Annotated in this window: 18 protein-coding genes, 1 pseudogene and 1 riboswitch; of the genes and pseudogenes, 17 read left to right on the forward strand and 2 right to left on the reverse strand. The window is 51.4% G+C overall.

Going from position 1 to position 16910, the window contains the following annotated elements; all coding sequences use genetic code 11:
- Positions 1-157: 157 nt before the first annotated feature.
- The 5 genes from cobI (at position 158) to metF (ending at position 4953) form a co-directional block, all read left to right on the forward strand.
- Positions 158-868, forward strand: coding sequence for a precorrin-2 C(20)-methyltransferase (cobI, locus tag G614_RS0108750; protein ID WP_027641664.1), 711 nt, complete (start codon positions 158-160; stop codon positions 866-868).
- Positions 868-1713 (forward strand): ABC transporter ATP-binding protein, encoded by an 846-nt coding sequence (locus tag G614_RS0108755; RefSeq protein WP_027641665.1) that lies wholly within the window; start codon positions 868-870, stop codon positions 1711-1713. Before cobI ends, G614_RS0108755 begins: the two co-directional genes overlap by 1 nt.
- A complete protein-coding gene (locus G614_RS0108760) occupies positions 1704-2441 on the forward strand; it encodes an ABC transporter permease (RefSeq protein ID WP_027641666.1) in 738 nt (245 codons plus the stop codon). Before G614_RS0108755 ends, G614_RS0108760 begins: the two co-directional genes overlap by 10 nt.
- Before the next feature lie 28 nt (positions 2442-2469).
- Positions 2470-3951, forward strand: a complete 1482-nt coding sequence (locus G614_RS27120; RefSeq protein ID WP_162142744.1) for a DUF512 domain-containing protein — start codon at positions 2470-2472, stop codon at positions 3949-3951.
- Positions 3952-4089: 138 nt separating this feature from the next.
- Positions 4090-4953, forward strand: coding sequence for a methylenetetrahydrofolate reductase [NAD(P)H] (gene metF / locus G614_RS0108770; RefSeq protein ID WP_027641667.1), 864 nt, complete (start codon positions 4090-4092; stop codon positions 4951-4953).
- A 13-nt stretch (positions 4954-4966) separates the two neighbouring features.
- Here metF and G614_RS0108775 read toward each other — a convergent pair whose 3' ends face one another.
- On the reverse strand, positions 4967-5875 hold the full coding sequence (locus G614_RS0108775) for a LysR family transcriptional regulator (RefSeq protein ID WP_027641668.1): 909 nt from the start codon (positions 5873-5875) through the stop codon (positions 4967-4969).
- A 577-nt stretch (positions 5876-6452) separates the two neighbouring features.
- Here G614_RS0108775 and rsmH point away from each other — a divergent pair.
- The 10 genes and pseudogenes from rsmH (at position 6453) to G614_RS0108835 (ending at position 13804) form a co-directional block, all read left to right on the forward strand.
- The gene (gene rsmH / locus G614_RS0108785; protein WP_027641670.1) at positions 6453-7502 is read left to right on the forward strand and encodes a 16S rRNA (cytosine(1402)-N(4))-methyltransferase RsmH; all 1050 of its coding nucleotides are present in this window, start codon (positions 6453-6455) and stop codon (positions 7500-7502) included.
- 91 nt (positions 7503-7593) lie between these two features.
- A complete protein-coding gene (locus tag G614_RS0108790) occupies positions 7594-8607 on the forward strand; it encodes an SDR family oxidoreductase (RefSeq protein ID WP_027641671.1) in 1014 nt (337 codons plus the stop codon).
- A gap of 68 nt (positions 8608-8675) precedes the next feature.
- Entirely contained in the window at positions 8676-9284 is a 609-nt protein-coding gene (locus G614_RS0108795; RefSeq protein WP_027641672.1) for a DNA-3-methyladenine glycosylase I, read from the forward strand.
- A 288-nt stretch (positions 9285-9572) separates the two neighbouring features.
- Positions 9573-9956, forward strand: a pseudogene (locus tag G614_RS27125) (NUDIX hydrolase); the annotation flags it as partial.
- Positions 9957-9959: 3 nt separating this feature from the next.
- Entirely contained in the window at positions 9960-10319 is a 360-nt protein-coding gene (locus G614_RS33630) for a hypothetical protein (RefSeq protein WP_027641674.1), read from the forward strand.
- On the forward strand, positions 10252-10551 hold the full coding sequence (locus tag G614_RS33635; RefSeq protein WP_330366803.1) for a TIGR02452 family protein: 300 nt from the start codon (positions 10252-10254) through the stop codon (positions 10549-10551). Before G614_RS33630 ends, G614_RS33635 begins: the two co-directional genes overlap by 68 nt.
- A gap of 66 nt (positions 10552-10617) precedes the next feature.
- A riboswitch (TPP riboswitch) is annotated at positions 10618-10727 on the forward strand.
- Positions 10728-10807: 80 nt separating this feature from the next.
- A complete protein-coding gene (locus tag G614_RS0108820) occupies positions 10808-11104 on the forward strand; it encodes a thiamine-binding protein (RefSeq protein ID WP_002584424.1) in 297 nt (98 codons plus the stop codon).
- Complete coding sequence (locus G614_RS0108825; protein WP_027641676.1) at positions 11073-11846, forward strand: ABC transporter permease; 774 nt, start codon at positions 11073-11075, stop codon at positions 11844-11846. The genes G614_RS0108820 and G614_RS0108825 overlap by 32 nt, the downstream gene beginning before the upstream one ends.
- Before the next feature lie 45 nt (positions 11847-11891).
- Positions 11892-13022, forward strand: a complete 1131-nt coding sequence (locus G614_RS0108830) for an ABC transporter substrate-binding protein (RefSeq protein ID WP_027641677.1) — start codon at positions 11892-11894, stop codon at positions 13020-13022.
- A gap of 35 nt (positions 13023-13057) precedes the next feature.
- On the forward strand, positions 13058-13804 hold the full coding sequence (locus G614_RS0108835) for an ABC transporter ATP-binding protein (protein WP_027641678.1): 747 nt from the start codon (positions 13058-13060) through the stop codon (positions 13802-13804).
- A 215-nt stretch (positions 13805-14019) separates the two neighbouring features.
- On the opposite strand, the gene G614_RS0108840 is transcribed toward G614_RS0108835, so the two are convergent.
- Positions 14020-15042, reverse strand: coding sequence for a PTS transporter subunit IIC (locus tag G614_RS0108840; RefSeq protein ID WP_027641679.1), 1023 nt, complete (start codon positions 15040-15042; stop codon positions 14020-14022).
- Between the two features lie 208 nt (positions 15043-15250).
- On the opposite strand from G614_RS0108840, the gene G614_RS0108845 reads away from it, so the two are divergent.
- A complete protein-coding gene (locus G614_RS0108845; RefSeq protein WP_027641680.1) occupies positions 15251-15793 on the forward strand; it encodes a phosphatase PAP2 family protein in 543 nt (180 codons plus the stop codon).
- A gap of 64 nt (positions 15794-15857) precedes the next feature.
- On the forward strand, positions 15858-16883 hold the full coding sequence (locus G614_RS0108850) for an MBL fold metallo-hydrolase (protein WP_027641681.1): 1026 nt from the start codon (positions 15858-15860) through the stop codon (positions 16881-16883).
- Positions 16884-16910 lie beyond the last annotated feature (27 nt).

Here is a 16910-nt window from a genome sequence, read left to right on the forward strand (position 1 = left end):
AATTCTCCCTGATTATCTATCAGAGCTGATGTGCCTTGCATATCTTGAAAAGGCAGAGTATCCTGTGCTAGAATAAAAAGCAAAGGTAATAATTGAAGAAACCATACTGCCTGACCGGACGGAGCACCAGGTATGAAAACAGAAAGAGGTAAGAAAAATGGGAAAACTGTACGGAATCGGGGTAGGACCGGGAGATCCGGAACTGCTGACTTTAAAAGCACACCGCATTCTAAATGGGGCGGATGTGATTTTTTGTCCTGAAAAGGAGACTGGGGCAGGCAGCTTTGCCTTTGATATCATAAAGGGACTTTTGGAGAACACAGAGGCGGAAATCGTAAATTTAGTATATCCAATGCATTATCACGGCACGCAGCTGCGCGAAATGTGGGAGCAGAACGCGGGATGTATCGCAAAACATTTAAATGGGGAGCGCACCGGCGCCTTTATTACACTGGGAGACCCGGCGGTTTACAGCACATTTATGTACACCCTTCCCTACATAGAGGCAGCCGGCGTGGAGGTGGAGGTAATACCCGGCATCACATCGTTCTGCGCCGTGGCAGACTCCATGAAAATGCCTCTGGTGGCCTGGAATGAGGACCTGGTGGTGGCGCCTGTGCGTAAAAACAGCAGTGAGGATTTGGGGAGGGTGCTCAGGGAACATGACAATGTGGTCCTGATGAAACCGTCCACAGACCCGGAGGTCCTATTGAAGGCTCTTAAGGAGAACCACCTGGAGGACAACTTTGTGCTGATTACCAAGACAGGCACAGGGGAGGAGCGTTTGGTGACTGACTTTGAGGAGCTGAAACAGTATGATATACCCTATCTTTCCACGGTCATCATCAAGAAGCAGGGGAGGCAGTAATGATTCTATGTAAAGACCTGTATAAACATTTCGGTGATGTGGAAGCGGTGAAGGGTGTTTCCATGGAGATTCCCGACGGGATGTTTTTGGGCCTGCTGGGACCAAATGGAGCGGGAAAGACAACGCTGATGCGGATGATGACCGGACTTTTGGTGCCGGATACAGGCACCGTGGCCTTTGACGGACAGGCCATGGACCGGAATGCCGTGGCTGTAAAGCAGGCCATTGGCGTAACCAGCCAGCATGTCAACCTGGACAAGGAATTGACTGTGGAAGAAAATATGGAGTTTGCAGGCCGCCTTTACCGGATGGGAAAGGCGGATATTGCTGCGTCTGCGGACCGCCTCCTGGCCTTCCTTGGACTGGACAGTGTCAAAAAAAGGGTGACTCAGAACCTGTCAGGAGGAATGAAGCGCAAGCTGATGATTGCAAAGTCCCTGATTCACAATCCAAGATACTTATTTCTGGATGAACCAACGGTAGGCATTGACCCCAATGCCCGCCGGGATATATGGGATTTCCTGCGCATGCAGCATAAGGAGGGAAAGACCATACTTCTGACTACCCATTATATCGAGGAGGCCCAGCATCTCTGCGATTATGTGATGCTGATTGACGGAGGAAAGATATTTAAGGAGGACACGCCAAAAGGACTGATTGATGAAATCGGACCATTTAAGGTGGAGTACGAAGACGGGGACAGGATGAGGGCTGAGTTCTTTAAGGACCTGTCAGCTGCCAAGGCCAGGGCTGCCGGGATTGACGCGCTGTGCAGCGTGCTTCCTTCCACACTGGAGGACGTATTTTTCCATTACACCAGTAAGGGGGTGGGAGGATGGAAATAACCACGATTTTGTGGCGGGAATGGCTGTTCCTCAAACGGAGGTTCTGGAGAGTCACATTTTCCCAGATGGTATCGCCGCTTTTGTATTTCGTTACCTTTGGGATGGGACTGGGGAGGGTGATGGAGATGGATGGAAGACCCTATCTCTACTACCTGATACCGGGACTCTTAGCCATGACCACCATGCGCAACAGCTACACATCGGTTTCCACCCGCATCAGCGTCATGCGCCTCCACGAAAAGAGCTTTGAGTGTTATCTGTATTCACCCACCCGGATGCATCTGCTGGCAATGGGCCATATCCTTGCGGGAGCCCTCCGCGGCATGTATTCCGGCGTGTTCATTGTACTGTTGGGAATCGTGTCAGGGGCCAGGCTGGCCATGAATGGGTGGCTGCTGACAGCAGTTATCCTGAATTCGCTGATTTTTTCCGCCCTGGGCTTTCTGGCAGCCATGATGATGGAAAGCCATTACGACATGAATAATTTTACTAATATTGTGATAACGCCCATGTCGTTCTTGTGCGGCACCTTCTTTTCCCTGGACGGCATACCGGAGGCCCTTAAGTGGGTCGTGAATATTATGCCGCTGACCCATACTACGCGGCTTATACGGGAAATTTCTTTTGGCGGCAGCGTCAGCTGGCTGTCCATGGCAGCGGCGGTGTTGTTTGCGGCGGCGCTTACCGGAGGCTGCGTGTGGGCATGTTACCGGGAAGCAAAAGCATAAAAACAGGGATTGTGGAAAGAACTATAATATTGAGGAAAATAGATTGAAAACGAAAAAGAATGAACATGTGATAAAGGAGGTATATCCCGGCTCTATTGCGGAGGAGATGGAAATAGAACCAGGCGATATACTGGTTTCGATTAATAATGAAGTGATTGAGGATGTATTTGACTACAGGTATCTGATTAAGGATGAGTATATTGAGGTGGTCATAAGAAAACCGGACGGGGAAGAGTGGCTGCTGGAAATCGACAAGGAATATGACGATGACCTGGGTGTGGAGTTTGAAAACGGCCTGATGAGCGATTACCGTTCGTGCAGCAACAAATGCATATTCTGCTTTATCGACCAGATGCCGCCGGGGATGCGGGAGACCTTGTATTTTAAGGACGACGATTCCAGGCTTTCTTTCTTGCAGGGAAATTACATTACCCTGACCAATATGAAGGAGAGGGACATAGAGCGAATCATCCGTATGCAGCTGGCTCCCATTAACATATCGGTACAGACTACCAACCCGCAGCTGCGGTGTGAAATGCTCCACAACCGTTTTGCGGGGGATAAGCTTAAGTATCTGCAAATGCTCTATGACGGCCATGTGGAAATGAACGGCCAGGTGGTCTGCTGCAAGAATGTAAACGACGGGGCGGAGCTGGAGCGGACCATTCATGATTTATCTAAATATCTGCCGTTCTTAAGAAGTGTTTCCGTGGTTCCTGCAGGAATCACAAAATTCAGGGATGGATTGTTTCCCATTGAGTTATATACCAGGGAGGAAGCAGGCGCTGTCATTGACATGGTGGAAAGCCGCCAGCAGGAGTTTTATGACCAATACGGCCTTCATTTCATTCATGCCAGTGACGAGTGGTACATCACGGCAGGCAGGGATTTTCCTGAGGAAGAGCGTTACGACGGCTATATCCAGCTGGAGAACGGCGTGGGCATGATGCGTATGTTCATCAATGAATTCAATGAGGCCCTGGAGGATGTAATCAACGGAAAGGAGTATGAAGGGCTGGCTAAGACTGTTTCAAGGACGCTGACCATTGCAACGGGAAGGCTGACGTATTCCACCATCTGCGGCTTTGCGGGACAGCTGATGGATGCATTCCCCCATCTCACGGTTCATGTGTACTTTATAAGGAATGACTTTTTTGGAGAGACCATTACGGTATCCGGCCTTATAACGGGACAGGACCTGATAAGACAGTTAAAGGAACGGCAGGCTGCGGGGGAGGACTTGGGAGAAGTACTGCAGATTCCTTCCAATATGCTGCGTATGGGTGAACAGGTATTTTTAGATGATCTGACGGTCCAGGATGTGGAGCGGGAGCTGGGGATGAAGGTGGTGGCAGTGGAATCAGGAGGCAGGGAGTTCATTGACGCCATTTTGGATCCGGAATACAGAATGGAACGAAAGAATGATAATTTTGTGTATATCCAGGCCTATGACCGGAATAAGGAAAAACAGGAGCAGACGGAGGTAAATCATGGATACCGGGAGAAATAAAACAATACAGGAATCTGATATAGCTTTAAACTATAGTTGCCCATAGAATTTTCAAATTATCCCTTCTTTTTGTTTTGTGTTATGATTACTGCAATCAGGAATCATGACCATGACAAATAAAGAAGGGAACCAACAGACATGAAGACATCATCATTGTTTAACCATAAAACTGTACTGTCCCTGGAGGTCTTTCCTCCCAAGAGGACAGCGCCCGTTGACACAATTTACAGCACGCTGGATGAACTTAAGGGAATCACGCCTGATTTCATCAGCGTCACATATGGGGCGGGAGGCAGCGAGAACAGTCAGAAAACGTTGGAGATTGCGTCTGCTATTAAGCATAAATACGGCATAGAGAGCGTGGCCCATATCCCGTGTCTGAACCTGACAAGGGAAGATGTCCTGTTGATTCTGGAACGGCTGAAGGAACAGAAAATAGAGAATATACTGGCCCTTCGGGGGGACCGCGTTCCGGACAGGGAGCCGGCAGGGGATTTCCGGTACGCGGCGGATTTGGTGGAGTTTATAAAGCTCCATGGGGATTTTAACATAATAGGCGCCTGCTACCCGGAAGGCCATCAGGAATCCGGCGGCCTGGTAAGGGATATGAAACACCTGAAAGACAAGGTGGACGCCGGCGTCAGCCAGCTCATCACCCAGCTTTTCTTTGACAACGAGTATTTTTACCGCTTCAGGGAACGGATGGACCTTGTGGGAATCCATGTTCCGGTGGAGGCCGGAATCATGCCGGTGGTCAACAAAAAGCAGATCGAGCGCATGGTATCCCTGTGCGGTGTAAAGCTGCCGAAAAAATTCATCTCCATGATGGAGCGGTACGGGGATAACCCGATTGCCATGCGGGATGCGGGAATCGCCTACGCGGTAGACCAGATTGTGGACCTGGCAGCCAGAGGCGTGGATGGCATCCACCTGTATACCATGAACAATCCTTATATTGCCAACAGGATTTACGAATCCGTATTCCGGCTGATGGCGTCTTAGCACGCATTTTTCACTAAGACTGCCGGCCAATCAGCTGGTTTAATTCCTCCAGATATTTCTTTGCAAACTCGCTGAGATGGAGCTTGGGGTCCGCAATCCATCCGATTAGCATGTTTTCCTCTGTTTCCAGAGGAATCGCCATGATGGAGTCGCCGTTTAGATTGCGGTTTAGAATGCCGCTGCAGATGGTATATCCGTTTAATCCGATGAGAAGATTGAACAGGGTGGCCCTGTCGCTGACATAGATTACTTTCTTTCTGGGAATGGTGCTGAGTATTTCCTCTGAAAAGTAAAAGGAATTTTTTTCGCCCTGCTCAAAAGCCAGGAAGGGGTAATCCTCCAAATCCTCAATGGTAACGCGTTTCCTGGCCGACAGGGGATGGGATACGCTGATGAATACATGGGGGCTGGCCCGGAACAGGGGATGGAATACAAGACCGCTTTCCTTGAACAGCTTTTCCAGCACCTTCCGGTTAAACCCGTTGATATAAAGGATGCCCAGCTCACTCCGGTAATTCTTCACATCGTCGATAATCTCATAGGTGCGGGTCTCCCTCAGGGTGAATTCATATTCGTCCGTGTTCTGCCGGGATACCAGGTTGGCGAACGCATTGACGGCAAAGGCATAGTGCTGGGTGGATATGGAGCAGATACGCTTCACCGGTTTTTTGTTTGTGTAGTGCTGTTCCAGCAGCTCGGCCTGCTCCAGTACCTGCCTGGCATAGGACAGGAACTCCATTCCCTGGGAGGACAGGGCAATACCCTTGGAGCTCCGGTTGAAGATGGATATGCCCATTTCCTTTTCCAGCTCCTTGACTGCGTTGGAAAGACTGGGCTGGGTTATGAAAAGCTGCTTGGCCGCCTCGGAAATAGAGCCGCAGTTTACGATGGTTACAATATAGCGCAGTTGCTGCAGGGTCATGACAAATACCTCCATTGCATTTGATGCATGGAGGTATTTTAGCACGAAATGATATAGTTTGAAACTATGTCATTCCACATTTTGATGTTTTTTGTGGTATTATCCTGATTTCCGCTGGCTTTATTCACTGTGAGGAATCATATTGCTCTGGAGGGAAGATGTTACTTGAGCCAGGGTCCATCCGGCTGTTTAAGACAGCGGTGGGGGATTAGGGGTGTATAGCAGCAGATATTCCATAAGGATACAGATTTCCTTCCATCATATATTGCATCCCTGCCCTTATGCTTGGTATAATGGTAAGGATAAGCGGGAGAGGCAGGAAAGCAGAAAGAACAGGCGGAGTACAGGGTGCGACCATCGGGGATAATGTGTTCCTTGCCCCCAGGGTGTGCATCTATACCGCAGGTCATCCCATCGACGCCGGAGTACGCCGCAGGCAGCTGGAATACGGAAAGAAGGCAGTGATTGGGAATGATGTGTGTGTGGGAGGAAATCATCAAGGCCCATCACAGAGGAGGATACCAGGTACTGGGAGGAGCTTGAAAGAGAATATCGAAGAAGCAGAGGAGTGTAAGACATGGAACAGGAAGGCCAGAAGCACCAGCGCCGTGTGCGCTACAAGGGAACGCATCCCAAACGTTACGAGGAAAAATATAAGGAGCTCCAGCCGGAAAAGTACCCGGAAACCGTGGCAAAGGTCATCCAGAAGGGAAGCACCCCTGTGGGTATGCATATCCCTATCATGGTAAATGAGATACTGGAGTTTCTTCAGATACAGCCGGGCCAGATTGGCCTGGACGCCACTCTGGGATATGGGGGCCATACCAGCAGGATGCTGGAGCGCCTGGAGTCAAAGGGGCATATCTATGCCCTGGATGTGGATTCCATCGAGATGGAAAAGACCAGGCAGCGGCTTGAAAATATGGGCTATGGGCCGGAGATACTTACCATCCGGAAGCTGAACTTTGCCAATATAGACCAGATAGCCGGGGAATCGGGGCCGCTGGATTTTGTGCTGGCGGATTTGGGCGTGTCATCCATGCAGATTGATAATCCGTCCAGAGGCTTTTCTTTTAAGAAAGAAGGCCCCCTGGACCTGCGTCTGGACCCGCTTAAGGGGGAGCCTGCATCTGAGCGGCTGAAGGGGCTTACCCAGGAGGAATTAACAGGCATGCTCATAGAGAATTCCGACGAACCCTACGCAGAGGAGATTGCCCGCGCGGTTATGGGTGAAATCAAGCGGGGAAGGGAGGTTGCCACCACCACCAGGCTATATGAGATGATAGACAGGGCACTGGCGTTCATTCCGGAGGAGGAACGGAAGGAGGCAGTGAAGAAGTCCTGCCAGAGGACGTTTCAGGCCCTGCGCATTGATGTGAACAGCGAGTTTGAGGTGTTGTATGAATTTCTGGACAAGCTTCCGGACGTATTAAAGCCGGGAGGACGGGCAGCCATCCTGACCTTCCATTCCGGTGAGGACAGGATCGTGAAGAAATCATTTAAGGAGATGTACAGGGCGGGTCTTTACAGCCAGGTTGCCACGGATGTGATTCGTCCTACGGCAGAGGAGTGCAGGATGAACAGCCGTGCTCATTCCACGAAAATGCGGTGGGCCATTAAGGCGTGATATAGCACTGATGTACGTGCGGCATAGAGAGGCGCGTGGACAGGCTGGCGCAGCAGGCAGGAACAGCAGACAGAAACAGGGAGGTGTCATAATGAAAGCATTATTTATAGGGGGAACAGGAACCATCAGCACGGCCGTGACAGCGCTGGCCAGGGAGAGAGGTTGGGAGGTTACCCTGCTCAACAGGGGATCCAAACCGGTGCCGGAGGGAATGGAGTCCATCGTTGCGGACATTCACGACGAGGCAGCGGTGGCCCGCATAGTGGAGGGCAGGACATATGATGTGGTGGCCCAGTTCATTGCATATGGGGCGGAGGATGTGGGACGCGACATACGGCTCTTTCAGGGAAAGACGAGGCAATATATTTTCATCAGCAGCGCGTCTGCGTACCAGAAACCTGTGGCAGGCTGTCCCATAACGGAGAGCACGCCTTTAATCAACCCGTATTGGGAATATTCACGCAAAAAGATTGATGCGGAGGAGGTGCTGACGGCAGCGTACCGCAGGGACGGATTCCCTGTAACCATTGTGCGCCCCAGCCATACATATGATGGTAAAAAGCCGCCGGTGGCCATCCATGGCGATAAGGGAAACTGGCAGATATTAAAGAGGATACTGGAGGGAAAGCCAATCATCATACCGGGGGACGGCACCTCCTTGTGGACCCTGACCCATTCCACTGATTTTGCAAGGGGGTATGTGGGCCTTATGGGCAATCCCCATGCCATAGGCAATGCCTACCATATTACCAGCGATGAGTCCATGACATGGAACCAGATTTATGAAACGCTGGCAGAGGCATTGGACAGGCCTCTCAACGCCCTTCATGTGGCATCTGATTTTCTGGCAGAGCATGGAAAGGAATACGATTTTGCAGGCCAGCTTCTGGGGGATAAGGCGTGTACGGTCCTGTTTGACAATACGAAAATCAAGAGGGCGGTGCCTGATTTTGTATGCACGGTATCTATGGCAGAGGGGATTCGAAGCTCGGTCCGCTATATGATGGACCATCCGGAGAGCCAGACGCCGGACCCTCAGTTTGATGCGTGGTGTGACCGGATTGCCGGGGCATGGAAGGCTGCGGATGAGGCATTTGGAAAATAGGGATTGGTTGGAAAACGGTTGGATGTATCGGCAGGGAAAGCGGATAAACGGCAGGAGGTCCGGGGCATATGGACGGGTGTACATGGTGTCTGTGCAATGAAAAGATGAAGAAATACCACGATGAAGAATGGGGCATCCCTCTTCATGATGACCACAGGCAGTTTGAGTTTCTTATGATGGAAGTCATGCAGTGCGGGCTGAACTGGAACATGATGATACAGAAGCGGGAAATCTTCCGCCAGTGCTTTGACGGGTTTGATTATGACCGGATTGCGGCGTATACAGAGGAGGATATTGAACGTATTCTGTCCTGGGAAGGAATGATTAAATCCCGCAGAAAGGTAGAGGCTGTCATCCATAACGCCAGGTGTTTTCAGAAGGTCAGGGAGGAATACGGCTCATTCAGTTCGTACATATGGAGCTTTTCCAGGGGAAAGACCATTCTCTATGCAGGCCATCAAAAGGGAAAAATTCCGGCCCATAACGCCCTGTCGCAGCAGGTCAGCCAGGATTTAAGGAAACGCGGTTTTAAGTACCTGGGTCCGGTCACGGTTTACTCCCATCTCCAGGCCTGCGGTGTGATTAATGACCATGTGGAGGGATGTTTCCGGTATCGTGATATTATGGAGCATTATCCCACTGTGAAGAAGCGGGATAAGAGTAGAGCGCATACATAATATTTGTCTGTAACATGGAGATGAAAGGGATTCCGAGCTGTCCTGGGCTGGGAATCCTTTTTGTCCGCATTGTTTTTTGCGGTCTCCGGCCAGAAGTCCTTGCGAAGCCGATGACATCCATCCAGTCTGAGCCGCCCAGATGGCCGAAAATCACCGGTACTGAGGGATGGCTGCGGCACAGTGCCATGAGGATGTCCAGGCCGGAACGGGTGACAGGATAAAAGGTATGCACCCACAGAGGCAGCCGGGGATAATCGCCGGCTGCCTTAAATACTGTCTCCAGCTGCTTATGAACTCAAATTATGGACGGATGATACGGTGCTCTGTTCCGGGATTGAGAAGATAACCGAGAAAAACAGACAGGCGGAGACAGTGGAATATAAGATAACAGATAACCGGGGGCTGGCATTTGACCACGCAAAAATCATATCCTATGCCCTGGAAAGACTTCGCGGAAAGGTGGAATATACGGGATTGGCCCTGCATCTGATGCCTCAGGAATTTACCTTGACACAGCTGCAGCAGGTATATGAAGTGATTCTGGACAAATGCCTTTTGAAGCCTGCGTTCCGGCGCAGGATTGCTTCTCTGGTGGAGGAAACCGATTCCTTTACGGAACGGGAAGGCCACCGCCCCTCGCGTCTTTACAGGAGGAAATGGGAGGAATTTTAATATATGGACAGAAAAGCAGTTGCAAGACAGACATTGGACATCATGGAGAAGGGCTGGTATGAGACTGAGGGAACCGTGGTGGAAATCAGCGGCCGCCAGCAGGAGTCAGTGAAGAACAGCATACTTTTTACCCCGGAACAGGGGGAGAAACTGCTGAAGCAATACGATAAGGTTTCCAAAAGGGCAGCGGGTTTTAAGAGCTATACATGGAATTGTTCCACGGTGGATGCCATCAATATTTTCGCCGGATGTGGTGTTTTTCCGGGACGGAAGGTTTCACCTGCTGAAGGAACCCGTGGAGGCGTCCGTGCTCACACTTCCGGCTGTCAATATGGGCCAGGTAATCCTGAAAGGGGAAGATGAGGCCGAAGCAGAGCAGGCCATGAAGCGCCGCATGAAGCTGGCCCTTGCCATCTTTGCCTTTCGGGGCTGCCGGAACCTGATACTGGGCGCCTACGGATGCGGCGTGTTCCGCAATGATCCGGTTAAGGTGGCTGGCTGGTGGAAGGAGCTTTTGGGGCAGTATTTTCCCGGTGAGTTTGATACCATTGTATATGCGGTTTTGGACCGTTCCGGCACGCGACAGCTCCCATAACAGCCGCAAGGCAGAGGAGGAGCAGTACCTATTGACTTTTAAAATGAGCCGTAGTATACTTGTCCCAACAATGAAAAGGGGTGCTGGAGTGGAATCCGGCTGAGATGGAATATGTTCCGAACCCTGATACCTGATCTGGATAATGCCAGCGTAGGAAGCCTGCACAAGATGTAAGTTTTTGTGAGTTTTATTCCGCCCGTAATATCCGGACGGGATTTTTTGATCCATATGATTTGAAGAGAAAAGGAGAAACAATATGAACGCAAGCGTAGCAATCCAGTCACTTCCAAAGGCAGCTGATGACGAGGAATTAATCCGTATCGTGGACCAGGTTATCGATTACATCAAGAGTACGGGGTTAAACTATTATGTAGGTCCCTTTGAGACAACCATTGAAGGGGATTATGACCAGCTGATGGATATTGTAAAAGAGTGCCAGTATATTGCGGTCAGGGCGGGCGCCCCCTCTGTGGCTGCATATATCAAGGTTTCTTACCACCCCGAAGGAGATGTGCTTACCATTGAAAAGAAAGTCACCAAGCATCACCAGTAAACTGTGGTCTGTTTCCGCCATCCTGGTCATCCTCATCCTGTGGCAGCTTTCTGTATCCCTTGGCCTGGTGGAGGGATTCATGCTGCCTTCACCGGTCCAGGTAGCCGTTGCATTCATGAAGGAATTCCCGGCCCTCATGGAGAACGCCAGGATTACGCTGGCCGAGGCCGGGCTGGGACTGGCTTTGGGAATTGCCACGGGCTTTGGGGCGGCAGTGCTGATGGACCGGTTTGACAAGGCATACAAGGCCTTTTATCCCATCATTGTACTGACCCAGACAGTGCCGGCGGTTGCCATAGCGCCTCTTTTGGTGCTGTGGTTTGGCTATGAAATGACTCCAAAGGTCATACTCATTGTAATTACCACATTTTTCCCCATCACGGTGGGGCTGCTGACCGGATTCAGGGCTGCGGACCCGGATGCGGTGAACCTGTTAAAGGCCATGGGAGCGGGCCGGTTCCAGATATTCCGCTATATCAAGTTGCCGGGCGCCATGGGCCAGTTCTTTTCCAGTCTCAAGATATCTGTCTCCTATGCAGTGGTGGGAGCCGTGATTTCTGAGTGGCTGGGTGGTTTTGGAGGACTGGGCGTATACATGACAAGGGTTAAGAAGGCTTTTTCCTTTGACAAGATGTTCGCGGTCATTTTCCTCATATCGGCCATCAGCTTAATTCTGATGTGGGCCGTGGAACTGCTTCAGAAAAAATGCATGCCATGGGAAAACAGCCAAAAACATAAATAGGCAGGGAAAAATATATCCGGCGCTTAATTAAGAGGAGAGATTAAAATGATAAATAAATGTGCAAGTATGCTGCTGGCCTCTCTGTGCCTGGGAGTACTTCTCACCGGGTGCGGTAAAGTCTCGGATACAGGAGAGAATACCGCCCCTGCCCAGGCTGCGGAGGGTACACAGAAAGATGCCGCAAATAAGGAATCGGCACAAAAGGAAGCCGCAAATAAGGAAAACGTAAATAAGGAAAACGGAAGCCAGGAGGAAAAGGCGGCGAAGCAGGATGTAAGAAAGCTGACATTTGTCCTGGACTGGACGCCTAACACCAACCACACAGGCATCTATGTTGCCCGGGAAAAGGGATATTTTAAGGATGCCGGCCTGGAGGTGGAGATCGTGCAGCCGCCGGAAAACGGGGCAGAGGTGCTGGCAGCCTCCGGAAAGGCTCAGTTTGCAATGTCCTTCCAGGACAGCCTGGCGCCGGCATTTTCAGGGGATAATCCTCTTCCGGTGACCGCTGTGGCAGGTGTCATACAGCACAATACATCGGGCATTATTTCCAGAAAGGGCGAGGGAATGGACCGCCCAAGGGGACTGGAGGGGAAAAAGTACGCCACCTGGGACCTTCCTGTGGAAAAGGCGACCATTAAGGATGTGATGGAAGCCGACGGAGGGGATTTTGGTAAGGTGGAACTGATTCCCAGCACTGTGACGGATGAGGTGACGGCCCTCAGGACAAAATCCGTGGATGCCATATGGATTTTCTATGCATGGGCAGGAGTCAAGACAGAGCTGGAAGGTCTGGAGACAGACTATTTTGCGTTTGCGGATTTGGATTCTGTATTTGATTTTTATACGCCGGTCATCATAGCCAACAATACATTCCTCGCAAATGAGCCGGAGACAGCCAGGGCATTTCTGGACGCGGTCAGCAGGGGATACGAGTTCGCCATAGAACACCCTCAGGAGGCAGGGGACATCCTGTGCAGGGCCGCGCCGGAGCTGGACCCGGAACTGGTAAAGGCCAGCCAGGAATACCTGGCGGACAAGTACCGGGCGGATGCGCCAAAATGGGGATACATTGACCAGGAGCGCTGGGATGCATATTACGCATGGCTGAATGAAAAAGGGCTTACGGAGACGCCCATTGAGGCGGGAACAGGATTTTCCAACGAATACCTGCCGTAAGGCCGGGGACGGCAGTGCTGTGCCAGGAGGAGAACATGGAACAACTAAAGGTAGAGGGAATCTCAAAATCCTTTGACGGGGAGCCGGTGCTGGCGGATATATCCATCGCCCTGAACAAGGGGGAACTGGTGTCGCTGCTGGGAATCAGCGGAGGCGGAAAGACCACTCTTTTTAATATTATCGCAGGGCTGTCGAGGCCGGATACAGGGCATGTCCTTCTGGACGGGGAGGACGTGACCGGGTGTCCCGGACGGGTGAGCTATATGCTGCAGAAGGACCTGCTCCTTCCCTACCGGACTATAGAGGACAATGTGGCCCTTCCTTTGATTGTAAAAGGAATGAAGAGGCGGGAGGCACGGGAGCTGGCATCCCCCTACTTCCGGCAGTTCTGCCTGGAGGGCACCCAGAAGAAGTATCCGGCCCAGCTGTCCGGCGGCATGAGGCAGAGGGCGGCTCTGCTTCGGACGTATCTGTTTTCAGGCAGTGTGGCCCTGTTGGATGAACCATTTTCCGCATTGGACATGCTGACCAAGAAATCCGTCCATGACTGGTATCTGAAGGTGATGGATGAAATCCATCTGTCCACCCTGTTTATTACCCACGACATTGACGAGGCCATATTGCTGTCCGACCGGATATACCTGCTGACAGGCAGGCCCGGAAGGATAACGGAGGAACTCATCATAAGAGAGGCAAAGCCCAGGGACAGGGACTTCGGACTTACGGAAGAGTTTCTGGAATATAAGAGGCATATATTGAAACATCTTGAAAGGACATCCTGAAAAGCGTTCTGAAAAGATAACCTGAAACGTACTGTGAGGATATTTATTCTATGATTGAGGAAGATATTATTTTACAAAGCGGCGTTTACAGATGGCGAGGAAAGCACTTTGAAAAAGAGTCAGTCTGTTCCCGAGGGGACCATGAGCAAAATCTCCCAGCCCGTCCCACCGCGCCTTTTCCCGACGACAATCCCCCGTCCGCGTCCCCTGCCACCTTACAAATCCAACTTCAAATCCCCATCCTTAATCCACCCCATACTGCGCAGCACCTCCCCAAACACAAAGGTCAGCACAGCGGGAAGCAGGAAGCACACCAGAAGGATGCCCACCCACATCCGGGTTCCGCCGCCCATGGCCGTATATACGCCGATGGGGCCTACCAGTCCGCAGGTGCCCATGCCGGACCCGGCTGGGATGTTTTCCAGGCGGAAGACCATGGTGGCTATGGGGCCGGTAATCATGGATGCCAGTGTGGGCGGTATCCAGATACGGGGATTCAGCACAATATTGCCCATCTGCAGCATGCTGGTGCCCAGGCCCTGGGCCATCAGGCCGCCGATTTTATTTTCGCGGTAGCTCAAGACGGCAAATCCAATCATCTGGGCGCAGCAGCCGGCTGTGGCGGCGCCTCCGGCCAGTCCGTCCAGGGACAGGGCAATGCAGATGGCAGCGCTGCTGATGGGAAGGGTCAGAGCGATGCCGATAAGGGCTGACACCAGGATTCCCATGATGAAGGGCTGCATTTCCGTGGCTGTCTTTACCAGGTTTCCGAACCAGTTCATGAATTGGGCCACGCCGGGCCCCACGAACTGGGCCACCAGCACGCCGGAGATAATGGTGATGCCGGGCATCACGATGATGTCCAGACGTGTTTCCTTGGATACAATCTTACCCAATTCTGCCGCCACGATGGTGGCGACCAGGGCGCCCACAGGACCTCCCAGGGCATTGCCCGCGATACCTACCGTGGCAGCGGAAAACAGCACCAGCTGAGGCGCCTTTAAGGCGTGGGCAATGGCGATGCCGAGGGCTGCGCCGGTAGCGCTTTTGGCATAGTCGGCAATGACGTTGAAAATTTCTATCTGGAACTGCTGGCCCAGGGTACCGAAGATGGTGCCGATGAGAAGGGAAGCAAACAGGCCGAAGGCCATGGCTCCCAGGGCGTCAATCAGATAGGTCTGTACCGTGATGTTTACATTTTTCCGTTTCAGGAATTCTTTCACACTTGATTTTGCCATACTCATATTCTCCCTTTTTCGGGCTGAGGGGTGTATCGGAATTTATACGCTCCGGAGCCTTTATTTTGTTAGGGATTTTATCACATATTCATAAAAATGCAAGGTTTTTGACTAAAATCGCAGGTTTTCGTTAAAATATTAACAGATTGCAAAATAATACTGTGTGGGATATAATGGTATGAATATGGGATATTAACCTGGAAATGAGGTGGACGGTATCGAATTCAAGATTTTATATACACTGCAGGAACTTCACACGCCTTTGGTAGACGGGCTTATGGTGTTCATTACCTCTCTGGGCGACCACGGATGGTTCTGGCTCCTTATGGGTGTCCTGCTTTTTTCATTTCCCAGGACCAGGCTTTTAGGTGGGTGTATGCTGATATCCATAGCAGCCGGATTTCTTTTGGGCAATGTAATGCTTAAGAATATGGCGGCCAGGCAGCGTCCCTGCTGGCTGGACCCTTCCGTGGAACTGCTGGTCCGTGTCCCGAAGGATTATTCCTTTCCTTCAGGGCATTCCCTGGTGAGCTTTGAGGGAGCGGTCTGCATCTTCCTTTTTAACAGGAAATGGGGGATTCCGGCCCTTATGCTGGCTGTGCTTATCGCGTTTTCCAGACTGTATCTCTTTGTACATTTTCCCACGGATGTGCTGGCGGGAATCATCATGGGAACCGTAATTGCGTGGTCCGTGGTGAGGACGGCTAAGAGGCGGATGGAAAAAACGGACCGGATGTCAGGGGAGCCGTGACATGGCGGCAGGCTGATAAATTAAAATGACCATAGAATGACAGAATGAAAGACAGGTGGAAGCTATGTTGGAACGCGCTCCGGGAATTTTTGAAGTGGAGCTTCACAGCAATCAGAAAAGCATTGATGAGATTAAGATATTCCTCATTCCGGGAAAGGATGGGGAGAGAAGCCTGATGGTGGATGCCGGTTTTCGCAGCAGGACATGTCTGCACGTCATGGAAGAGGCGCTGGGAAAACTGGGAATCACCTATGACAGGCTGGATATATTCCTTACCCACAAGCATCATGACCACTGCGGCCTGGCCGGCGAGTATGCGGCCAGAGGCGCAAGGCTGTTCATGAATCCGCGGGAAGACAGGCATTGTTATGACTGTCTGTACTATAACCACAGCCATGGTTCCCCGGAGGACCAGCCCCAGGTGCTGCAGAGCGTTGGTGTGACAGAGGATGGGACACCGGAGATATGGAACATGTTCATGGAAGTGTACCGGAGGATTCGGGAGAACAAGGGATGGGAATTCGAGATTCCGGGATATCCCTATACACCGGTAAATGAGGGTCAGATGCTGAGCTATGGGGATTATGACCTGGAGACAGTGGGGCTTAAGGGACATACCTACGGGCAGATGGGGCTGTACGACCGGAAGCATAAGATACTCTTTTGCGCTGACCAGGTCATTGACGGCATTGTGCCCATTGTGGGGACCACCTATGCGGATGAGCATCTGCTTAGGGGGTATTTTGACTCCCTGGAAAAGCTGAAACACCAGTACGGGGACTGCCTGATTCTTCCGGCTCACAAGGAGCCCATCCGGGATGTGAAGCGGGTGGCGGACCGGATTGTCTTTGCCTATCTGGATAAGACGGATTTAATCAAGCATATCCTGGACCACGGCCATCACAGGATGACCACCAAGGAGGTAGCATGCCTGGCTTACGGCATAGACCATGTGCCCAGAGACCAGTCTGAGTTCATCAAGCTTAAGATGGTCATAAGCAAGACCTTTTCCTGTCTGGAATACCTGTATGACGAGGATTTTGCCATCCGCACCCTGGAGAACGGGACCTATTACTGGGAAGCGCCGTAAGGAAAATAAAAAAGTGCTTGCATATCT

The sequence above is a fragment of the [Clostridium] clostridioforme AGR2157 genome (genome assembly GCF_000424325.1).
Classification (GTDB): Bacteria; Bacillota; Clostridia; order Lachnospirales; family Lachnospiraceae; genus Enterocloster; species Enterocloster clostridioformis_A.

What these genes read in the sequence shown, in the direction of transcription:
- cobI (WP_027641664.1), top strand. Translation starts at nt 158, where the DNA reads ATGGGAAAACTGTACGGAATCGGGGTAGGACCGGGAGATCCGGAACTG.
- G614_RS0108755 (WP_027641665.1), top strand. Translation starts at nt 868, where the DNA reads ATGATTCTATGTAAAGACCTGTATAAACATTTCGGTGATGTGGAAGCG.
- G614_RS0108760 (WP_027641666.1), top strand. Translation starts at nt 1,704, where the DNA reads ATGGAAATAACCACGATTTTGTGGCGGGAATGGCTGTTCCTCAAACGG.
- metF (WP_027641667.1), top strand. Translation starts at nt 4,090, where the DNA reads ATGAAGACATCATCATTGTTTAACCATAAAACTGTACTGTCCCTGGAG.
- G614_RS0108775 (WP_027641668.1), bottom strand. Translation starts at nt 5,875, where the DNA reads ATGACCCTGCAGCAACTGCGCTATATTGTAACCATCGTAAACTGCGGC.
- rsmH (WP_027641670.1), top strand. Translation starts at nt 6,453, where the DNA reads ATGGAACAGGAAGGCCAGAAGCACCAGCGCCGTGTGCGCTACAAGGGA.
- G614_RS0108790 (WP_027641671.1), top strand. Translation starts at nt 7,594, where the DNA reads ATGAAAGCATTATTTATAGGGGGAACAGGAACCATCAGCACGGCCGTG.
- G614_RS0108795 (WP_027641672.1), top strand. Translation starts at nt 8,676, where the DNA reads ATGGACGGGTGTACATGGTGTCTGTGCAATGAAAAGATGAAGAAATAC.
- G614_RS33630 (WP_027641674.1), top strand. Translation starts at nt 9,960, where the DNA reads ATGGACAGAAAAGCAGTTGCAAGACAGACATTGGACATCATGGAGAAG.
- G614_RS0108820 (WP_002584424.1), top strand. Translation starts at nt 10,808, where the DNA reads ATGAACGCAAGCGTAGCAATCCAGTCACTTCCAAAGGCAGCTGATGAC.
- G614_RS0108830 (WP_027641677.1), top strand. Translation starts at nt 11,892, where the DNA reads ATGATAAATAAATGTGCAAGTATGCTGCTGGCCTCTCTGTGCCTGGGA.
- G614_RS0108835 (WP_027641678.1), top strand. Translation starts at nt 13,058, where the DNA reads ATGGAACAACTAAAGGTAGAGGGAATCTCAAAATCCTTTGACGGGGAG.
- G614_RS0108840 (WP_027641679.1), bottom strand. Translation starts at nt 15,042, where the DNA reads ATGGCAAAATCAAGTGTGAAAGAATTCCTGAAACGGAAAAATGTAAAC.
- G614_RS0108850 (WP_027641681.1), top strand. Translation starts at nt 15,858, where the DNA reads ATGTTGGAACGCGCTCCGGGAATTTTTGAAGTGGAGCTTCACAGCAAT.